This window comes from Microbacterium sp. UBA3486 (assembly GCF_002377845.1).
Lineage (GTDB): Bacteria > Actinomycetota > Actinomycetes > Actinomycetales > Microbacteriaceae > Microbacterium > Microbacterium maritypicum_A.
In genome coordinates, this window is the sequence record NZ_DFQP01000021.1 from 396 (window position 1) to 19,240 (window position 18,845).

The 18,845-nt window shown below is 68.9% G+C and carries 11 protein-coding genes and 1 pseudogene; 11 read left to right on the top strand and 1 reads right to left on the bottom strand.

All coding sequences use genetic code 11. The features are described from left to right. The 4 genes and pseudogenes from B2869_RS02675 to B2869_RS02690 all read left to right on the top strand — a co-directional run. Window positions 1–834 (top strand): annotated as a pseudogene (locus B2869_RS02675) (hypothetical protein); the annotation flags it as partial. A gap of 78 nt (window positions 835–912) precedes the next feature. Further along, complete coding sequence (locus B2869_RS02680; RefSeq protein WP_292762392.1) at window positions 913–1,731, top strand: DUF5819 family protein; 819 nt, start codon at window positions 913–915, stop codon at window positions 1,729–1,731. Continuing rightward, window positions 1,728–2,987 (top strand): HTTM domain-containing protein, encoded by a 1,260-nt coding sequence (locus tag B2869_RS02685; protein ID WP_292762395.1) that lies wholly within the window; start codon window positions 1,728–1,730, stop codon window positions 2,985–2,987. The genes B2869_RS02680 and B2869_RS02685 overlap by 4 nt, the downstream gene beginning before the upstream one ends. 120 nt (window positions 2,988–3,107) lie before the next feature. After that, window positions 3,108–5,174: an acyl-CoA dehydrogenase gene (locus tag B2869_RS02690; protein ID WP_292762398.1), complete on the top strand. Its 2,067-nt coding sequence runs from the start codon at window positions 3,108–3,110 to the stop codon at window positions 5,172–5,174. 77 nt (window positions 5,175–5,251) lie between these two features. On the opposite strand, the gene B2869_RS02695 is transcribed toward B2869_RS02690, so the two are convergent. Further along, the gene (locus tag B2869_RS02695) at window positions 5,252–5,698 is read right to left on the bottom strand and encodes a hypothetical protein (protein ID WP_292762400.1); all 447 of its coding nucleotides are present in this window, start codon (window positions 5,696–5,698) and stop codon (window positions 5,252–5,254) included. Window positions 5,699–5,822: 124 nt separating this feature from the next. Here B2869_RS02695 and B2869_RS02700 point away from each other — a divergent pair, with 124 nt between their 5' ends. From B2869_RS02700 to B2869_RS02730, 7 genes are all read left to right on the top strand, one after another. After that, window positions 5,823–6,866: an NAD(P)-dependent alcohol dehydrogenase gene (locus B2869_RS02700; RefSeq protein ID WP_292762403.1), complete on the top strand. Its 1,044-nt coding sequence runs from the start codon at window positions 5,823–5,825 to the stop codon at window positions 6,864–6,866. A gap of 34 nt (window positions 6,867–6,900) precedes the next feature. Continuing rightward, window positions 6,901–7,470, top strand: a complete 570-nt coding sequence (locus B2869_RS02705) for a DNA-3-methyladenine glycosylase I (protein ID WP_292762406.1) — start codon at window positions 6,901–6,903, stop codon at window positions 7,468–7,470. A 130-nt stretch (window positions 7,471–7,600) separates the two neighbouring features. Then, window positions 7,601–13,684: an Ig-like domain-containing protein gene (locus B2869_RS02710; protein ID WP_292762409.1), complete on the top strand. Its 6,084-nt coding sequence runs from the start codon at window positions 7,601–7,603 to the stop codon at window positions 13,682–13,684. A gap of 44 nt (window positions 13,685–13,728) precedes the next feature. Then, window positions 13,729–14,700 (top strand): AAA family ATPase, encoded by a 972-nt coding sequence (locus B2869_RS02715; RefSeq protein WP_029258893.1) that lies wholly within the window; start codon window positions 13,729–13,731, stop codon window positions 14,698–14,700. Further along, window positions 14,700–15,962, top strand: a complete 1,263-nt coding sequence (locus B2869_RS02720) for a DUF58 domain-containing protein (protein ID WP_292762414.1) — start codon at window positions 14,700–14,702, stop codon at window positions 15,960–15,962. The genes B2869_RS02715 and B2869_RS02720 overlap by 1 nt, the downstream gene beginning before the upstream one ends. Then, on the top strand, window positions 15,959–18,355 hold the full coding sequence (locus B2869_RS02725; protein WP_292762417.1) for a transglutaminaseTgpA domain-containing protein: 2,397 nt from the start codon (window positions 15,959–15,961) through the stop codon (window positions 18,353–18,355). The genes B2869_RS02720 and B2869_RS02725 overlap by 4 nt, the downstream gene beginning before the upstream one ends. Next, window positions 18,352–18,845 (top strand): RDD family protein (locus B2869_RS02730; protein WP_292762420.1); only part of this gene is annotated, 494 nt, incomplete at its 3' end. The genes B2869_RS02725 and B2869_RS02730, both read left to right, overlap by 4 nt.

An 18,845-nucleotide genomic window follows, 5' to 3' on the forward strand; every position in this document is an offset into this window, starting at 1 on the left:
TCCGCGTCGGCGTCGGCCTCTGCGCAGGCCGACGACGACAGCAACGCCTCGGCGGAAGCAGCGGCAGTGGCTGCGGCACTCGCAGACGCGACCAGCCAGGCATCCGCTGCGGCGGATGTGTCGGCCAACGCCGCGGCCCAGGCGGCGGCGACCACCGATGCCTCCACGGATGCCTCGACCACGGCCACCACAGCGGCGAATGCCTCTGCGGCGGCAGCGGCTCAGGCGGCAGCGCAGAACGACGCGACCTCCACCAGCGCGGCGGATGCCTCGGCTTCGGCCGATGCGGATCCGAACGCCTCGGCGGCAGCGGCGGCGAACGCCTCGTCGTCGGCCACGGCATCGGCATCGGCTGCAGCTGACGCCTCGGCCGAAGCCACGGCTGCGGCATCCGCCGATGCCACCGCCAGCGCCTCGGCGGACGCGGCGGCCGACCCGACCGGGAACATCGCCATCGCGCTCAAGTCCCCGGTGCTGGAGCGTGGCAAGCAACAGACCGCGGTCGGCACGGGCTTCAGGCCCGGCGAGACGGTGACGGGTGTCATGACCTCCGCCCCCGCGGCGCTGGGAAGCCAGGTCGCGAACGCGCAGGGCACGGTCACCTTCACCTGGACCGTTCCCACCGACACCGATCTCGGAACCCACACCGTGACGCTGACCGGAGCGACGTCCGGCAGCGTATCGGCCTCGTTCCAGGTGGTGGCGTCGGGTCTGGCCACGACAGGCGGACAGGTCCAGGGCGGATGGATCGCTCTGGCCGCACTGCTCCTCATGCTCGGCCTGGGGGCGATGAGACTCGCGAGATCCCGACGGCCCCAGGTGCAGACGGAGTGATCGCGATGCAGAAACGCTGAGTGGTCGGGACCGTTTCCCCACGGCGGTCCCGACCCTCGGCGGTACGGAGGGAAGTGAATGAGCACGAAACTCGAGTCCTCACCGGAGGCCGACGTGTCCGCGTCGGGTGACACGGCCGTGGTGCGTCCGCGTCCGACCTGGTGGGTGAAGCTCATCGCCTTCGCCGCCTGCCTCCTGACTTTGTGGCATATCGGGGCGTCCTTCCTGTGGATCGCGCCGTACTCAGCCCTGCGGGAGATCCCCACACAGGAGGTGCTGGCCGGGTACATGCTGCCGATGTTCGGACAGTCCTGGAGCGTCTTCGCGCCGGAGCCGATCAACGGCGACTACCACTTCAACGTCCGTGCCGTCATCGAGAAGGACGGCGAGCAGGTCGAGACCGGCTGGGTCAGCGCCACCGACGTCGAGCTGTCGATGATCCGCTACAACCTCTTCCCGCCCCGCGCCGGTATCCAGTCCAGCGAGGTGGCGAGCGGACAGATGAACGCCTACAACAAGCTGAACGCCGATCAGCAGGCCGTGGTCGGTCTCGACTTCGCGGAGGACGACGGGGAGGAGTGGATGGTGCGCTCGTTCGAGAAGCTCGAGGGCGACAACCCGTCGACGGAGGCGTACATGGTCGAAGAGCACCTCTCCACCGCGTACGCGACCCAGGTGGCCTATGCGATCTGGGGTGCGGATGCCGTGGTCAAAGTGCAGTACCGCGTGAGTCGTCAGAACGTGGTCCCGTACGAGGATCGCAACGATCCGAGCGCACAGCGCCCCGATCCGACGTTCTCGACCACCGGATGGAGACTTCCCATAGAAGAGGAAGGGCAGAGCCGTGAGAACTTCGCGGACACCTTCCGCACCCAGTTCGAGAGGATCCAGCCGTGAGCGCGCCGACGAGGACCGCGCCGCGGAAGCCCGGCGCGAAGCAGGACGTGACGAAGAAGGAAGCCCTGCCCCGGAGCACGACGACCGCGCCGGCGCCGGTGTCCACGCCTCCCGTCCCTCCTCGTGAACCCGCGCCCGCTCCTGCGAGCACTGTGCCCCCGCGGTCGTTCCTCACCCGGCTGCTGACGTTCGCCTCGTCGATGATCGGCGGGCTCTGGGCGATGGTGCTCTCGGCGATCGACCGCATCTCTGCTTTCGTCGGCGACTGGCTCTTCAACGGCAAGAAGGCACTCTACGGGCTCGCGGTCACACGCATCCTCTTCGGCGTCACCGCCATCGGCCTGCTGGCCTCGAACTTCAGCACCCGCCTCTACACGTTCGGATCCGGATCGGCCTGGAACGGCGAGCTCGCCGAGCCGGTGAGCGAGTTCCCGAAGATCTGGGTGTTCAGCGCCTTCCATGCCGCGATGGGCAACGACGCGCTGTACACGGCGCTCTACCTCCTCCTCGGGGTGCTTGCGGTGCTGTTCGTCCTGGGCTGGCGGTTCCGGATCGTGCTCCCGATCTTCTTCTGCCTCTGGGTGGGCTTCATCGAGGCCAACGACATGGTCGGCGATCAGGGCGACAACATGTTCCGCATCGCCCTGCTGCTGCTGTTCTTCGCCGACCCCGCGGCCCGGTGGTCGCTGGACGCGAGGCGTCGGGCGAAGTCGGGGGAGTGGTTCGCCCCGAACAGCCAGCCGGCGCTGCTGGGAACCATGTTCCACAACCTCGCCCTCGTCGCCCTCACCGCGCAGGTGTGCTTCGTGTACGCCTCGGGGGCACTGTACAAGGCCGGGGGTGCCCCGTGGGAAGAGGGGTACGCGATCTACAACCCGCTGCAGACGGCACGGTTCGGCACCTGGCCGGTGCTCAGCGACCTCGTCACCGCCTGGGGGCCGATGGTCACGATCGCGAGCTGGGGGTCGATCATCCTGCAGGTCGCCTTCCCCCTCATGCTGTTGACACGTCCGACGCGGCTGATCGGTCTGCTCGGCATCCTCTCCTTCCACATCGGCATCGCGGTGCTCATGGGACTGCCGTGGTTCTCGCTCACGATGATCGCGATCGATGCGATCTTCATCCGTGACCGGACCTGGGGGCGGTTGAGTGCGGGGACGAGGCGGCGCTGGCAGGAGGCCGGGGGCGAGCGGCAGCCGACGACGCCGCGAACGGTGACCCCGAACGCGGTGGCGCCGGCGCGGACTGTGGTCTGACGACAACGTGGCGGGGAGATGTGCCCGCCGAGTGTTGGAGGAAGTGGACAGAGCACTTCGCCCGTGGTTGTGGCAGACCTACCATGGCAGTATTCCCACTTCCCTCTGAGAGGAACGCTCATGGTCGACGCCGCCGTCCGTCCGAAGACGACTCGCCCCTCCACCGACACCGCGGATGCGCACCTGCGCCTGGATGTCGCCCGCGTCAACGACGCCCTGATGGGTACGTGGGGTGACGTGCGCCGCCAGGCCCGCGAGATGATCAAGGACTCGGCGTTCTGGCGCAAGGACGAGCTCGGCAAGGACGAGCACCGCGAGCGCGTGCTCAGCCAGCTGCACCTGCTGGTCGAGAACAAGGCCGTGCACCGCGCGTTTCCCAAGTCGCTCGGCGGCGAGGAGAACAACGGCGCCAACATCGCCGGCTTCGAGGAGCTCGTGGTGGCCGACCCCAGCCTGCAGATCAAGTCGGGCGTGCAGTGGGGGCTCTTCGGCTCGGCGATCCTGCAGCTCGGCACCGAGGCGCACCACGCGAAGTGGCTCCCCGGGGTGATGGACCTGTCCATCCCCGGCGCCTTCGCCATGACCGAGATCGGTCACGGCTCCGACGTCGCGGCCGTCGGAACGACCGCGACCTACGACCCCGAGACGGAGGAGTTCGTCATCAACACCCCGTTCCGCGGGGCGACGAAGGAGTACCTCGGAAACGCGGCCCTGCACGGCATCGCGGCGACGGTCTTCGCGCAGCTCATCACCAACGGCGTCAATCACGGCGTGCACTGCTTCTACGTGCCGTTGCGCGGCGACGACGGCGTCGATCTTCCCGGCATCGGCCGCGAGGACGACGGCCTCAAGGGTGGGCTCAACGGTATCGACAACGGGCGCCTGTCGTTCGACCACGTGCGCATCCCACGCACCAACCTCCTCAACCGCTACGGCGATGTCGCGGCCGACGGCACGTACTCCAGCGCGATCGACAGCCCCGGCCGCCGCTTCTTCACCATGCTCGGCACCCTCGTGCAGGGGCGCGTGTCGCTCGACGGCGCGGCATCCTGGGCCTCAGCTCTCGGTCTGCACATCGCGATCACCTATGCCACCCAGCGCCGCCAGTTCGACGGCGCGGACGGGCAGGAGGTCGTGCTCATGGACTACGGCAAGCACCAGCGCCGTCTGCTCCCGCGCCTGGCGACGACGTACGCGCAGATCTTCGCGCACGACGAGTTCCTGCAGAAGTTCGACGGCGTCTTCTCCGGTCGCACCGACACTCCGGCCGACCGCGAAGACCTCGAGACACTGGCCGCCGCTCTCAAGCCGCTGTCGACGTGGCATGCTCTCGACACGCTGCAGGAGGCCCGCGAGGCCACCGGCGGCGCCGGTTTCATGTTCGAGAACCGTCTGGTGGGTCTGCGCGCCGACCTCGACATCTACGTGACGTTCGAGGGCGACAACAACGTGCTGCTGCAGCTCGTCGGCAAGCGTCTGCTCACCGACTACGCCAAGCAGTTCCAGGGCAAGGATGCGGCGGCGCTCGCGAAGTTCGCGGTCGGCATGACCGCGGGCAAGCTGTTCCACGGCGCCGGTCTCCGCCAGCTCGGTCAGGCCGTGTCCGACTTCGGGCAGGTGAGTCGTTCGGTCGAGCGGGGACTGCGCGAGGAGCAGCAGCATGACCTGCTCGCCGGCCGTGTGCAGCAGATGGTGGCCGACATCGCCTCGCGTCTGCGCCCCGGCGCGAAGGACAAGGCACTCGGAGCCCGCCTGTTCAACGAGAACCAGGCAGAGCTCATCGAGGCGGCCCGCGCGCACGGCGAACTGCTGCAGTGGGAGGCGTTCACCGACGCCGTGCACCAGATCGACGACGAGGACACGAAGAAGGTCCTCACGTGGCTGCGCGACCTGTTCGGTCTGCAGCTCATCGAGAAGCACCTCGCCTGGCACCTCATCAACGGACGTCTGTCGACGCAGCGCGCCGCGGCCGTGTCGAGCTACATCGACCGCCTGTGCGCCCGCCTGCGCCCGTATGCGCTCGACCTCGTGAACGCGTTCGGCTACGAGCCCGAGCACGTGCGTGCCCCCATCGCGAGCGGCCTGGAGAAGCAGCGTCAGGATGAGGCCCGTGCGTACTACGCCGACCTCGCGGCGACCGGCCAGGCTCCGATCCAGGAGAAGGCGTTGAAGAAGAAGCAGCGCTGACCCGCCCACGGTTCGTGGTCCAGGAATCCCGCCCCGTCTTCACGATCGAGGCGGGATTCCTGCGTCGGGTGTCGTTCTCAGGGTGCGGCGGTGAGGTCCACGCCGCGCGCGGCGGCCAGCGCCTGGAGCTTCTCGGCGGCATCGGTCTCGACGCACACGCAGGCCTGCAGGCCCGCCGCGTCTTCGTCGCGCAGGAGGTAGTAGCTGTCGGTGTCGGTCAGCTGCGCGCCGCCGGCGTCGAAGAACAGCCAGCGCACCCGGACGAGCACGAGACGGTCGGAGAGATCGCGGCGCTCGCGCAGCTCGAATCCGACGGAGGCCAGGCCCAGCCGCTGGTAGATCGGATAGGACTGCCGCAGACCGTCGATCATGGCGTCGCGGGATTCCAGCACACCAGAGGAACGGTCGTTCACGATCGTCCCGGGCGTCGACCACAGCCCCGCCGCGGTCTCGGCATCGAACGCGGTGAGGCTGTCCGCGTAGCGGGTGAGGTACTCGGAGATCGTGTCGTCGGTGGTGGTCATGGCGTGAGCCTAGACGTGGCCGAGCGGAGCGCACCCGGCCTTGACAATCGCCGATCCGCACGGATGGCCGATTCCCATCCGGGGCTGGGTAGTCTCAGCTGGTACCCGATCCGAGGAGCCCGAGATGTCTGCCGTGAACGCCTATGCCGCGCCCCGTGAAGCGGCCCCGCTCGAGAAGACCGTGATCGAACGGCGCGAGCTCGGCCCACTCGACGTGCTGATCGACGTCGCCTTCGCCGGGATCTGCCACTCCGACATCCACACCGTGCGCGGCGACTGGGGTCCGCAGCAGTATCCGCTCGCTCCCGGGCATGAGATCACCGGCACGGTGGCGGCGGTCGGCGCGGACGTCACCCGGCACGCGGTGGGCGACCGCGTCGGCGTCGGATGCCTGGTGAACTCGTGCGGCGAGTGCCGCAACTGCCTGCGCGACGAGGAGCAGTTCTGCACGCAGGGGGCCGTGCTCACCTACGGCAGCACCGACCGTGACGGCACCGTCACCCAGGGCGGGTACTCCGAGCAGGTCGTCGTCACCGAGGCCTTCGTCCTGCGCATCCCGGACGCGCTGGCGCTGGATGTCGCCGCCCCGCTGCTCTGCGCCGGCATCACGACGTACTCGCCGCTGCGGCACGGGAACGTCGGACCCGGCACCCGTGTCGCCGTGGTCGGTCTCGGCGGGCTCGGACACATGGGCGTGCAGATCGCACACGCGCTCGGTGCCGAGGTGACCGTGCTGTCGCAGACCCTGAACAAGAAGGAAGACGGTCTGCGGCTCGGTGCCGACCACTATCGCGCCACGAGCGACCGCGGCACCTTCCGCGACCTGCGCTCGTCGTTCGACATGATCCTCAACACCGTGAGCGCCGTGATCGACCTGCGCTCGTACCTGGGCCTGCTCGACGTCGGCGGCACCATGGTGTGCGTCGGTGCTCCCGGAGAGCCCCTCGAAGTCGGCGTGATGTCGCTGATCGGCGGCCGACGCTCGCTCGCCGGCAGCAACATCGGCGGCATCCGCGAAACACAGGAGATGCTCGACTTCTGCGCCGCGCACGGCATCGCCGCCGAGATCGAGGTCATCCCCGCCTCCGACATCAACACCGCATATGAGCGCGTGCTCGCCTCCGACGTGCGGTACCGGTTCGTGATCGACGCGGCCACCTTCGGTTGAAGGCGGTGTCGGTCCCCGCGGCTAGCCTGAGCGGATGACCTCTCTTCTCACGGGCCCCGACGCCCGCGACCGCTGCGCCTGGGTGGGCGACGACGATGAGTACCGCCGCTATCACGACGAGGAATGGGGCACGCCCCTGCACGGCGATCGTGCGCTGTTCGAGAAGATGGCGCTCGAGGGCTTCCAGGCGGGGCTCTCATGGATCACGATCCTGCGCAAGCGGCCGCGGTTCCGCGAGGTGTTCGCGGGATTCGAGCCCGAGATCGTCGCGGAGTTCGACGAGTCCGACGTCGAGCGTCTGATGGGCGATGCCGGCATCGTCCGCAACCGCGCGAAGATCGAGGCGACCATCGGCAACGCCCGCATCGTCCGGGGCATGGCCGAGGGCGAGTTCGACGCGCTCATGTGGTCGTTCGCTCCGACGGCCGCGGGCGATCGCCCGGCATCCTTCGCCGACGTCCCGGCCGTCACGTCGGAATCGACGGCGCTGAGCACAGAACTGCGCCGTCGCGGGTTCCGCTTCGTCGGGCCGACCACCATGTACGCGCTGATGCAGTCGGGCGGGATGGTCGACGACCACATCGCGGGGTGCTGGCGAGCCTGACCCTCGGCGATGGGCAAATATCCCCATGGAGCAGTATTCCAGGACGCAGTTAGGATGAACGGGTGCTCGGTGGGCCCGTCGGGACTGCACAGGAGCAATCGAAGAGTGTCACCCTGGGGGGGAACCGGGAATGAAGGCGTTGTCCTGGATGCGCGCACGACCGAAGACGCTGGCGTCGGCCGCCGGCGTCACCGTCGGCGTCATCGCCATCACCACGATGGCTTTCACCTATGAGGGATTCCCGACCACCAAGGTCGATCTGAACGACGGCGGCGTCTGGATCACCAAGACCTCGAGCCTGCTCGTGGGGCACTTCAACAACGAATCGACCATCCTCGACGGTGGCCTGCGCACCACGGGTGAGAACTACGACATCCTGCAGGACACGAGCAACATCCTCGTCGTCGATGAGAACGCCTCGACCCTGACCGCCGTCGATCCGGCGCGCGTCTCGCTCAACGACTCCGCGAAGGTCCCCTCCTCCTCGAAGGTCGCGCTGGGCAACCGCACGGCCGCGATCCTCGACCAGAAGACCGGCGAGCTCTGGGTCGTTCCGGCGCAGGGCGTCTCCTCCTTCGAGGCCGAGGTCAACGAGCCGGTGGCGGAGCTGGGTGCCGGTGCCGATGTCGCAGTGGCCAAGGACGGCACCGTCTTCGGACTCGCGCCCGAGCGCGGCGAGGTCGTCACCGTCCCTGTGGACAACGAGGGGGAGGCTCTCGACGCCTCCGCAGCGTCGGTCGGCGATCTCGATGCGGCCGCGAAGCCGACCATCACAGCCGTTGGACGCACACCGGTCGTGCTCGATCGCGCTGCCGGGGTCGTGACCTCGCCCGGTGGCATGCGTACCGAGATCCGCGGCGCCGACAAGGCGGTCCTGCAGCAGTCGTCCGAGAACACCGACGCGGTCGCGATCTCGACCGCGAACGCCCTCGTCAGCGTCCCCCTCGACGGCAGCGAGCCGACCGAGGTCGACGCGGGGGGCGACGGCACCGCGGCCGCCCCCGTCTGGCTGCGCGGATGCACCTACGGCGCGTGGGCCGGCACGGCGACCTTCATCCGCGAGTGCCCGGGCACGACCAACGACGTCAACGCACAGGTCGACGGCGCCGAAGACGCGAAGAGCCTCGTGTTCCGTGTCAACCGCGACGTCATCATCCTCAACGACGCCGTGGGCGGAGCGGCCTGGCTGGCCAACGAGAGCCTGCAGCGCGTCGACAACTGGAATGACCTCACCCCGCCGGAAGGCGAGACCGAGAACGAGGACGATTCGACCGAGGAGACCGTGGAGACGACGCTCCCCGAGCGCAAGGAGGAGAACACTCCTCCGATCGCCGAGGACGACACCTTCGGCGTGCGCCCCGGTGTCACGACGATGCTTCCCGTGCTCGACAACGACAACGACCCCGACGGCGACGTCCTGGTCGCCACGCTCGCCGAGGCCCAGCCCGCGATCGGCACGATCCAGCAGGTGCAGAACGGCGGATCACTGCAGATCGCGGTCGAGGAGGGCGCCTCCGGCTCGACGACGTTCACCTACGAGGCCGACGACGGCCGCGGTGGCAAGGACACGGCGGCCGTCACGCTGACCGTCTTCGACAAGAGCGTCAACACCGCCCCTGTCCCCAAGCGCAGGACGACCTTGACGGTCGAGACCGGCGGCACGATCTCGTACAACATCCTCCCGGACTGGATCGACCCTGAGGGAGACGACGTCTACCTCAAGGACGTGGTCGCCGCTCCCGGAGACGAGGTCGACTTCAACACCGACGGTCAGATCACCTACAAGGCCACGGCGAGCCAGCAGGGGCACAAGGAGGTGCAGGTCACGGTCGCCGACGGATACGGCGAGACGGCCACCGCCACGGTGATCCTCGACGTGCGGCCGGAGGGCTCGACGAAGCCGAAGACCAACGCCGACCACGTCGTCACCCGCGTCGGCGAGCAGGTCACGGTGGCGCCGCTCGCCAACGACACCAGCTCGGGCCGAGAGCTGCTGCGTCTCGGGCGCGTGAACGAGGTCCCCGGCGCGACCATCGTGACCGACGGCCCCAACAAGACGTTCACCTTCACCGCCGATGCCCCCGGCACCTACTACGTGCTGTATCTCGCGACCGCCGGTCCCGAGAACGGGGAGGGGATCGTGCGCGTCGACGTGCTGGAGGCGAGCGAGACGGATCTGCCCCCGGTCGCCGTGCGCGACGTCGCGCTGCTGCCGACCGGCGGTGACGTGCTCATCGGGGTGCTTGCCAACGATGTCGACCCCGCCGGCGGCATCCTCGTCGTGCAGTCGGTCTCGATCGAGGACGACTCCGGCGTCTCGGTGTCGGTCATCAACCATGAGACCCTCCGCATCACCGACCAGGGTTCGCTCACCGATCAGGCGCGCATCACATACCGCATCTCGAACGGCTCCAAGTCGGCCGAGGGCGAGGTCGTGGTGATCCCGATCCCCGCGCCCGACAAGCTGCTCCAACCGGTCGTGAACGACGACACCGCCATCGTGCGCGCCGGCGACGTCGTCACCATCCCGGTGCTCGACAACGACACCCACCCGAACGACGATGTCATGCACGTGGTGCCCGAGCTGGTCGAGCCACTCGTCGACCCGGAGGACGGTGAGGCCTTCGTCTCGCAGGACACGATCCGCTTCAAGGCCGGACCCGTCGCGAAGACGGTCTACCTGACGTATGAGGCCGTCGACTCCCGCCAGCAGAAGGACGCCGGCTACGTCACGATCCAGATCCTTCCGGTCGACGAGGAGACGAACGCCGCTCCGCGCCCGCAGGATCTGGTCGCCCGTGTGCTCGCCGGATCCACCGCGAACATCGCCGTCCCTCTCGACGGCATCGATGCCGACGGCGACTCGGTCGAGCTGATCGACATCGCCTCCAGCCCCACGAAGGGCCGCATCACCGAGACCGCGCAGAACTACTTCACCTACGAGGCGTTCGACGACTCCTCCGGTGTCGATGTGTTCCGCTATCGGGTGCGCGACCGCCTCGGCAAGGAGGGCATCGCCACGATCCGCGTGGGCATCGCTCCGGGCGAGCAGGTCAACCAGAGGCCCTTCGCGGTGAAGGATGCCGTGGTCGTGCGACCCGGCCGTGAGATCTCGGTACCGGTGATGCTCAACGACTCCGACCCCGAGGGCGACAAGATCAGTCTCGTGAAGGACGGTCTCGAGGTTCCGACCGAGACGGGCATCACGGCCCGCGTCTCGGGTGACCGGGTGCTGGTGCAGGCGCCGAACCGCGAGCTCGAGACGTCGCTGCAGTACACGATCCGCGATGCGCGGGGCGCGGAAGCCACTGCGGCGCTGCAGATCACGGTCGACGAGGACGTGCCGCTGCAGGCGCCCGTCGCGCGCGACGACCGCGTGCGCCCGACCGACCTCACCGACGGCACGATGAGTGCCGACCTCGACATCCTCAAGAACGACGAGGACCCGGACGGCACGACCGACCGCCTCAAGCTCGCGCTCGGTGAAGGAGCGACGCAGCTCGAGAACGGCAAGGTGCGGGTCACCGTGACGGAGAACCTGCAGCTCATCCGCTACACGATCACCGACCAGGACGAACTGGCCGCATCGGCCTTCATCTTCGTTCCGGCCGAAGCGGACCTCCGGCCGATCCTCGACTCGACGAAGCCGCTCGAGGTCATGAGCGGCGAGACCAAGGAGATCCCGCTCTCGAAGTTCGTCACCGTCGCCGGCGGCGGTACGGCGCGGATCACCGAGCACGCCAAGGTGAACGCCGTATATGCGAACGGCGACGACCTCGTGAAGGACGAGACGACCCTCGTCTACACCTCGGCCGACGGGTACTTCGGACAGGACTCGCTCACCTTCGAGGTCACCGACGGTACGGGCCCCGACGACCCCGAGGGTCGCACGGCGACGCTGAGCATCCCGATCAACGTGCTGCCGCCGGAGAACCAGCAGCCGGTGTTCACGGGGGCAGAGGTCATCGTCGCCCCGGGGGAGAAGGCGTCGACGCTCGACCTCGCTGCGCTCACGACCGACCCCGATCCGGAGGACGAGGGCACGCACAAGTACAAGTACGTCAGCGGCGCCGGCAAGGGCATCACCGCCAAGATCGACGGCTCGAAGCTGCTCGTCGAGGCGTCGTCCGACGTCGAGAAGGGTACGGTCGCCTCGCTCAAGCTCGAGATCACCGACGGGACGACGGAACCGGTCGACGGCACCGTGACCGTGCGCGTCGGCGCCTCGACCCGCCCGCTGCCTGCAGCCAACACCGACACGATCTCGGAAGCGGATCAGGGCAAGAGCATCACGGTCCCCGTGCTGGCGAACGACTACAACCCGTTCCCGGAGACGCCGCTCAAGCTGATGACGGCCGCCACGGAGTCGGGCTCCGGCGGCGCCGCCGTCAAGGGCGATCAGGTCGTCGTCACGCCCGACCCCAGCTTCGTCGGGACCATGGTCGTGCGCTATCGCATCCAGGATGCGACGAAGGACCCCGACCGCGAAGCCAACGGTCAGATCGTCGTGACCGTCCAGGGCGTGCCGGAGGCACCGGGTGCCCCGCTCGTCTCGAGCGTGCAGGACCGCACCGTCGTGGTCTCCTACGGCGCACCGTCGAACAACGGCGCCGAGATCACGAAGTACACGGTGAAGTCGGTCGGCGGCAACCCGTACTCGAAGGAATGCCGCTCCACGACGTGCACGCTCGACGGGCTGACCAACAACGTCGAGTACACCTTCCAGGTGACCGCGACCAACCGGGTCGGCGAGTCGAAGCCGTCCGGCACCTCTGCGGTCGCCCGTCCGGATGCTCGTCCCGACACCCCGACCCCGCCGACGCTGACCTTCGGCGACAAGTCGCTCAAGGTCGCCTGGGCCACCCCGACCACTCCCGGTTCTCCGGTGGAGAGCTACACGCTCGAGATCTCGCCGGCACCGCCGTCCGGGGTGTCGCAGAAACAGGTGACGGGGAACTCGATGACCTGGGACGGTCTCGAGAACGGCGGCATCTACCAGGTGCGGGTGCAGGCCCACAACCGTGCTCCCGAGCCCTCGAGCTGGAGCGGCTGGTCGGCGTCGGAGGTGCCGGCAGGTCCGCCGATGCCCGCGGCCGCGCCGACCGTCACACAGCTGCAGGGCGTGGGCACCGAAGCACAGATGCAGGTGAACTGGGTGCCGGGCAACGCGAACGGTGACCCGATCGACTCCTTCCAGCTGCAGGTGTGGGAGGGCGGCACGCTGCGGAACACCATCACGCCGGGTGCCGGAGCCAGGTCGCAGGCGGTGACGGTCCCGACCTCGGAGACGCCGTACACGTACCGCATCCGCGCGCACAACAAGGCGGACTGGGGCGACTGGAGCCCGATGTCGGCACCGCGTCGCGGGGTGAACAAGCCGGGTGCGCCCTCGCTGTCGAACGTCGCCGAGGGCGATCGGTCGCTCACGCTCACCTGGTCTCCCGGCGCGCTCAACGGCGCGTCACGGAACGAGGTGCAGTACCAGTACTCCCTCGGGGGCAACTGGGCGGCGATGCCGGGCAACAACGTCATCACCGGCCTCTCGAACGGCACGAACTACAACGTGCGGGTCCGCGCCGTCTCGACGGTCGACGGTCAGACCTATGCGAGCGCTGACTCGAACCAGATGTCCGGCAACCCCTACGGTCCGTTGCGCCAGCCCTCCGTCACCGTGGACTCGAACGCGAAGAGCGTGACGTTCGGATGGAACGCGAACGTCTCGGCGAACGGGCGTGGCATCAAGGTCGTGCGCATCCGGATCGACGGTGGCGGCTGGTCGCACGTCGGCGCGACCGGAAGCACCACGGTGGGCAACGGATACAGCCAGCGCCACACGATCGACGTCGAGGTGACGGACGACGCGGGGCAGAAGATCACGCGGAGCGAAGCCGGCACCTCCGGCCCGAAGCCCAATCCACGCGCCTGGGTCACCTCCACCGGTGACGCCAACGGCCAGCCGAACTGCAGCGACGGCACCTGCGCGTACTTCTACCTCAACGCGCAGGACTTCGATCCGGGACAGACCATCTCGGTGCGGTGCAACAACAACGACGCGACCTATGGCGGAGTCTGGGGCGGCCCGTACTCGATCACGATGGACGGCAACGGCAGCTACGGCGGCCGGCTCAGCTGCTACCTCGGTAACCGTCGGGGCGTGATCGAGGCCTGGGTGATGGTCAACGGCACCGCCTTCGAGCACCGCCTCTGGCAATGACCTTCCCTCCTCTCGACCTCTGAAGAACAAGGAACGACACTCTCATGACCATGACCCCCGAGCAGGCCGCCTGGTTCCAGGGCACCTTCCAGCGCCTCGTCGAGAACATCGACAAGGCCGTGCAGGGCAAGCAGGAGATCGTCGGCCTCGTGCTGGCCTCGATGCTCGCGGAGGGCCACGTGCTCCTCGAGGATGCGCCGGGCACCGGCAAGACCAGCCTCGCCAAGGCGCTCGCCGCGACCGTGCAGGGCACCAGCGCACGTATCCAGTTCACGCCTGATCTGCTGCCCTCCGATGTCACCGGCGTGACGATCTACGACCAGCAGTCGCACCGCTTCGAGTTCCACAAGGGGCCGATCTTCGCGTCGATCGTGCTCGCCGACGAGATCAACCGCGCATCGCCCAAGACCCAGTCGGCGCTGCTCGAGGTCATGGAGGAGTCGCGCGTCACAGTCGACGGCGTCACGCACGAGGCCGGTCGCCCGTTCCTCGTGATCGCGACGCAGAACCCCATCGAGCAGGCGGGCACCTACAAGCTGCCCGAGGCGCAGCTCGACCGCTTCCTGATCAAGACGTCGATCGGCTACCCCGACCTCGCCGTGACCGAGAGCATCCTCGCCGGTGCCTCCGACCGCAACCCCTCGGCCGGCCTGTCCGCGGTCATCACCACGAGCGCGGTGGCCGATATGGCCGACCTCGCCGCGACCGTGCACGTCGAGCCCGCCGTGCTCCGCTACGTGGCCGAGCTCGCCGAGGCCACGCGCGAGGACGGCGCCATCCGCCTCGGCGTCTCGGTGCGCGGGGCGATCGCGATGGTGCGCATGGCCAAGGTGTGGGCAGCGGCCCAGGGGCGCCACTTCGTGCTTCCCGACGACATCAAGGCCCTCGCCCGCCCGGTCTGGCAGCACCGCCTGCTTCTCGACGCCGAGGCCGAGTTCGCCGGCACCAGCAGCGACACCGTGATCGCCCGTGTTCTCGACGCGGTGGCAGCGCCTCAGGCCCGAGTGGCGGCCTGATGACCGCGGAGGCCCTTCCGGTGTCGACGCCGCAGATGGAGCGCGACGCCGGTTGGCGTGACATCGCGGCCGTCCTCGGTGCGCGCGCCCTGACGCGCCTCCGCAAGATCACCTCCGCCATCCGCCCGCTCGCCTGGGTGCTGATGGCCCTCGCCGTCGGCTTCTGGGTGCTCGGCCAGATCGCCGGATGGGCGGAGTTCGCCATCGCCGCCGTCGTCATCGCGATCGCCGTGGCCCTGTGCGCACTCTTCCTGATCGGTCGCACCGCGTATGACGTCGCGCTCGACCTCGCCCGCACCCGTGTGGTCGTGGGGGAGCGTGCGGTCGGTGCCCTGACCCTCGCCAACCACGGCACCAGGGCCATCCTCCCGTCGCGTGTGGTGCTCCCGGTCGGTGCCGGACGCGGCGAGTTCGGCATCCAGCGACTCGCGCCGGGGGAGGAGGCGGAGGAACTCTTCGCGATCCCGACCCAGAAGCGCGGCGTGGTCAAAGTGGGGCCGGTGAGCGTCGTCCGCGGCGACCCGCTCGGCCTGTTCGAGCGGGCTCACCGTCGTGACGACCCTGTCGACCTCTTCGTGCACCCGCGCACCGTGCTGTTCGACGGTCAGTCGCTCGGCTACCTGCGCGACCTCGAAGGACTTCCCGCAGCGGATCTGTCTCGCGACGACGTCTCGTTCCACGCCCTCCTGGAGTACCAGCCGGGCGACGACCTGCGTCACGTGCACTGGCGGTCGACGGCCCGCACCGGCACCATGATGGTCCGGCAGTACGAGGAGACCCGGCGCTCGCACTTCGTGATCGGGCTCTCGCGCTCGCTCGCCGACTACGCCACCGAAGACGACTTCGAGCTCGGGGTCTCGGCTGCGGGGTCCATCGGCCTGCGCGCTCTGCGCGACTCTCAGCGCGTCGACATGCGCGTGCAGGGCCGGGAGCTTCCCGCGGGCACCGGCAAGCAGCTGCTCGACTCGCTCTCAGCCGTGGAGAACAGCAAGCCGAAGGAGGGTGGCATCGCCGAGCTCGCGGGCGTCGTGGCCGCCACCATGCCGTTGGCGAGCGTGGTGGTCCTGGTCTGCGGCGCTCGAGTGAAGTCCGATGATCTCCGCCTCGCGTGCGCGCGTCTGCCGTTCGGTGCCCGTGTCCTCGTCGTGGTCGCCGACACCACGGCCTCCGCCCCGGCGCTGCGCCGCATCGGCGATGCCGACGTCGTGACGGTGGGTGCGCTCGAACAGGTCCCGCTCGCTCTGCAGAAGGTGCTCGCATGACCGGGTCCTCCGCCGTGTTCGGCGACCGCCCCCTCCGCCGCTGGATACTCGACCTGGGAGCGACGGCACTCCTGGTCCTCACGGCCCTCGTGGGTTTCTGGCCGACGTTCGCCGGTCCGTCGTTCCTGCCCGCCGCCATCGGTGGAATCCTGATCGGCCTGGCGATCGCGGTCATCACGACCTGGCGCCGTTGGGGCATCCTGATCATCGCGGGTCTCACGATCGCCGCGTACTTCGTGTTCGGCGGAGCCTTCGCTCTGCCGCAGACATCGATCCTCGGCTTCATCCCGACCATAGAGACGCTGCAGAAGCTCGCGCTCGGGACGGTCACCGCGTGGAAGCAGATGCTCACCACGGTCGCCCCCGTCGCGGCGGCCGACGGACACCTCGTCGTCCCGTTCCTGCTGGCGCTGGTCGTCACCACCGTGACCGCCTCCCTCGCGCTCCGGCTGTCGCAGGTGGCGTGGGCCCTGATCCCCGCCGGCGTCCTGCTCATGCTGGTGATCGCTCTCGGTACCCCGGAGCCGGCATTCCCCCTCGTCCAAGGACTCGTCTTCGCGGTAGTGAGCATGTCGTGGCTCGCCCTTCGTCAGCTGTGGGCGCCCCAGAACACGGCGATCTCCGTCAGCGAGGTCGATCCCTCCCGCGCCGCGCACATGCGCACCCGCCGTCTGCTCGCCGGGGTGGCCGTGTTGGCGATCGCCGGCGGCGCGGGGGTGGCAACGAGCGCCGTCGCGAACCCGGCGCAGCCACGACACGTGTTCCGCGACGTGATCATCCCGCCGTTCGACATCCGGGACTACCCGAGCCCCCTGCAGGCGTTCCGGAAGAACGTGCGCGACGAGGCGGACCAGACGCTCTTCACGGTGCAGGGCCTGCCCAAGGGCGCGCGCGTGCGCACCGCGGTCATGGACCAGTTCGACGGGATGGTCTACAACGTCACCGACGGCGGGCCCACCTCGTCGAGCGCATTCAGCCCCCTGCGCTCGAACATGTCGCCGGATGCCGAGGGTGTCCCGGTGACGCTCAACGTCGAGATCGGTGCGTATCGCGGAGTATGGATGCCCACCGCGGGCGAGCTGTCCGAGATCAGGTTCTCCGGCGACGATGCCGAGCAGCTGCGCCGCGGCACCTACGTGAACACCGAGACGGGTACCGCCGTCTCCACCACGAAGCTGACGAAGGGTGACGAGTACACGGTGGATGCCGTGATGCCGAACGTACCCGACGACGAGCAGCTCGCCGAGGTGCCGTTCGGCAAGGTGTCGATGCCGAAGCCGAGCAACGTGCCGGAAGAGCTCACAGCCCTCGCCGCCGAGACCATCGCCGGTGCCGAGACGCCGATCGAGCGGGTGCGGGCCCTCGAGAACTTCCTCTCCAAGGAGGGCTTCTTCAGCCACGGGCTCGAGGGAGAGGTCATCTCCCGCGCCGGCCACACCGCCGAGCGCATCTCGACGCTCGTCGGCGGGGAGCAGATGATCGGTGACGACGAGCAGTACGCCGTCGCCATGGCGCTGCTCGCCGGGCAGGTCGACATCCCGGCCCGCGTGGTCATGGGCTATTACCCCGACGAGGACAAGGCAGGCGAAGCCACGTTCGCCGCCACCGGCGACAACGTGCACGCCTGGGTCGAGGTCAACTTCGAGGGACTCGGGTGGATGGCGTTCAACCCCACCCCGCCCGAAGACCAGGTGCCGAACGACCAGAACACCAAGCCGCGCGTCGACCCGAAGCCGCAGGTGCTGCAGCCACCGCCTCCGCCGCAGGAACCCGTCGACCTGCCACCCACCCTGCCCGACGACCGCGAGGCCGAGGACGAGAGTCTGAACCTCGCGGGCATCATCGGGGCGATCCTCGTGATCGGCGGCATCTCCCTCGGAGTGATCGCACTGCTGGCATCGCCCTTCATCGTGATCGGCGCGTGGAAAGCGGCGAAGCGTCGTTCCCGCCGCGCGGCCGCGCGCACCGCCGACCGCATCAGTGGCGGCTGGGACGAGCTCACCGACCGTGCTGTCGACTACGGCGCCCGCATCCCTCCCGGAGGCACGCGGATCGAAGAGGCGGCGGTCGTGGCGTCGTCGCTCACGGTCCCGCAGGTCACCGCCCTCGCCGAGCGGGCCGACGCCGACGTGTTCGGCCCCGCCGAGCCGAGCCCGGAGGATGTCGAGTCGTTCTGGCACGAGGTCGACGACATCGTCGGCGGACTGGGCAAGGAGGCCGGCTTCTGGAAGCGCCTCCAGGCGCGACTGAGCGTCCGGTCCCTGATCGGCGGCACCGCCATCTCGAACGGATTCCAGAACCTGAAGGACGCGGCGGCCGTGCGCGTCCGCCGCGAACCTGGCACCATCAAGAACAGCACGACGCCCCCGTCCCCCGAGAGCGAGACCTCATGACGCAGCCCGCGCCCGACCAGATCGCGCCGGTCTCCCGTCGCGCCGTCGCCTATCTCATCGACGCCTTGATCGCCGGGGGCCTCGCGATCGTGCTCGGCGGCGGACTCCTCGTCGCCGTGTCGCTCGCCGGCAGCGTCGAGGCCGGCCTCGGAGTCCTGCTGATCGGCGGCCCCGTGGTGGGTCTGGTGCTGCTCGGCTGGTTCTTCGTCTACACGGTGATGCAGGCGGGGACGGGCTCGATCGGCATGCGCGCCCAGGGTCTGAAGCTCGCCTCGGCCGCGGACGGGAGTCCGCTCGGCTTCGGACGTACGCTGCTGCGCAACGTCATCTTCGGCCTCGCCGCCTCCGTCGTCGTGGGGTACTTCACCCCGCTCTTCGACGGTTCCGGACGGTTCCAGGGATGGCACGACAAGGTCGCCGGATCCCTGATGCTGGACGCGCGGGTACCGGCGCCCGTCGGGGCGGACGCCGCGGCGCCCGCTCCGGCTCC